At 29.2% G+C, this 2,533-nt stretch carries 2 protein-coding genes; both read left to right on the forward strand.

Going from position 1 to position 2,533, the window contains the following annotated elements:
- Positions 1–242 precede the first annotated feature (242 nt).
- Entirely contained in the window at positions 243–641 is a 399-nt protein-coding gene (locus V7024_RS16285; protein WP_335521791.1) for a hypothetical protein, read from the forward strand.
- Between the two features lie 82 nt (positions 642–723).
- Positions 724–2,533 (forward strand): ABC transporter permease (locus V7024_RS16290; protein ID WP_335521793.1); only part of this gene is annotated, 1,810 nt, incomplete at its 3' end.

The following is a 2,533-nucleotide window of genomic DNA, read 5'->3' on the forward strand; positions in this document are numbered from 1 at the left end:
ATGGCTGAGTAGTTACAATTTTTCTTTTTCATACTGATTACGCCCTTTTTTAAGATTCTAATATTAACTTGTCGGAATTTTGAAAATTCATTACCCCGAATCAAAATTTTTTATCAACTTATTTACAAGTAATTAAAATATTAATTGAAGGTATTTGGGTTATTATGTCAAATTTTCAATAATAAAGAAAGGAGGTAACCTATAAATTAATTCATCATTACTTAAATCGGGAGGGACACATTATGTTTAAAGAAATTCAGAAATCAAGAAAAAGTAAGGTATTTGGAATTATTACAATTGCTGCTTTAACTTTTGGTATTGGAAGTAATGTATTTGCTGGTTCTAGTTATACAACGATTAAAGCAGTTTCTGATGGCGAAGATGGACCTACTGCATATATGAGTAAAGGATCTGTTTCTATGTCAGGAGCAAATTATGATACTTCAAATAACTCATTATGGGTTGAGCTTTATAGAAATGTAACTGGTCCAGATGTAAGGGTTGGAGGTAAAGAATTAAATATTGAAAGCTCCAGTAGTTGGTCTCATGAAAACGGTTCATCTGGAAATTACTACGTACATCTTGATCCTGATGGTCCTTATTATACTGGTTGTAATGGTTGGGGACAGGCTGTTAGATAAAAGGAAGACAAGGGAGGGAAAAGGAGAAATAACTTTCTCCCTCCTTTTTCTTAAAAAATAAATGCTGATAGGTGTGGAAATGATGTTAAAAAGGATAATTGATGCTTGGTTAGTTGAATTGAAGCTATTATTACGAAATATTTATTTTTGGATATTAATTATAGTATCTATCCCTTTTTTCGCAATTCAATATAATAGACTTCTGCCATTAAATCCAGGAGATGCTTTGACCTCAACAGCTTTTATTATACAAGCTGGTATTTTCATGAATATGATTTTAGGATTTCATATCATGAAACAAGAAGTGGTATCTTATTCTGAGGAAATTTTTAATACTTTACCAAGGGGTTATTTTGTTAAATCTATAGGGAAAATATTAACGTTAGTTACTTTGACTATAGGATTTGTTTTATTGGCTCTAATAATATTGTATATTGTGTATTCCTTTCACCCTATTCCAAAGATATTTTACCTAAAAGCTATTCCATATTTATTTTTATACTTTGGAATATCTTTTCTGATTTCAGGGTTAATTGGGTTAGGGATAGGGATATATACTAACTCAAAAATTGCGTACATTTTCTTTGTTTTCATTTGGATTTTATTAGGACCTTTAAATATAGCTACATTAGAGCCTATTATGACTATAATCAAAAGAGATCTCTCTGGTATTCTCATATTCTTAAATCTTGGACAAACAGATCCTAATGAACCTTATGATCCTGTTTATGGCCTACCAATAGAAACGCAACGCTGGATAATAAAAGGAATTATGTTAACCATAGTACTTACAGTGGTTTTATTGATGCTATTGAAAAAATCTTATGTAGGAAACTTTAAAACAAAACTTTCTATTACAATAGCTTCTTTGCTTATTCTCGCACCCCTTATATACTCATATATGCAGACAAATCAGATTGTAACAATTTTACATGGTCAAGATTCAATATTGAGGTATGACTATAGTTATTATAAACAAAATCCGGATGTCTATTTTAAAAATAGTAATAAATTAATTCTTAATTCTTACAATATCCAATTAAAAAAATCCAGAGCTTTATCTGCCAAAGCAATAATGGAATTAACTACTACAACTGACAGTAAAGAGTTTATATTTAGTTTGTATCATCGCTTAAAAGTAAAAAGCGCAAAATTAAATGGAAAGATGGTGAATATTAAACAAAAAGGTGATCAGATAAACATAACCTCAACGGAATTAATTAAAAAAAATGAGAAAATAAAAATTGAAATTGAATATAAGGGCCTAAGTTCTCCGTTCTATTTTGCTAATGAACAATCTATAATGTTACCTAGCTATTTTATTTGGTATCCAATTCCAGGTTCACATCAAGCGATGAAAGTAAAAGATGGTGAACTAAAACATATTCCAATGGAGCTTAATAATGATGTGCAATTTGACTTAAAATATAATGGTAATTTGGATTTGAAAACAAATATCCCATATAAAGGAAATGGACATTGGTCTGGGTATACCAAAGATGGTTTAACAGTAGTAGGTGGACTAATGGAAAGCAAAAAGGTTAATGATAAAGAAATAGTCTTCCCTACATCTATGACGTTTTTATACAAAGAAATTCCATCTTATTTAAAAGAAATTCATGAGATTACTAATGAGATAAATAAGGATCTAAATGTAAAATTAGATAGTGATAAACATAATATATTTTTTATTTCTACTCCAAAATGGTCTGAGAGAACGCCTTCAAATCTCTTAATACTAAATAATCAAATATTTGTTGGAATTACCCAAGACTATAATGGGGCTGATTTATTAACAGACAAATCTATCTTAATACCTTCCGTTTTGCAATCAATTCTTTCCAATAAAGATTTATTAGAACAAAATGAAGAGGTTAAATATTTCTTTGTAT

Source organism: Bacillus sp. JJ864 (assembly GCF_036963045.1).
Taxonomy (GTDB): domain Bacteria; phylum Bacillota; class Bacilli; order Bacillales; family Bacillaceae_G; genus Bacillus_A; species Bacillus_A pseudomycoides_C.

Bases quoted from the DNA above. Each gene is read 5' to 3' on its own strand.
- V7024_RS16285 (WP_335521791.1), top strand. From the start codon at position 243: ATGTTTAAAGAAATTCAGAAATCAAGAAAAAGTAAGGTATTTGGAATT.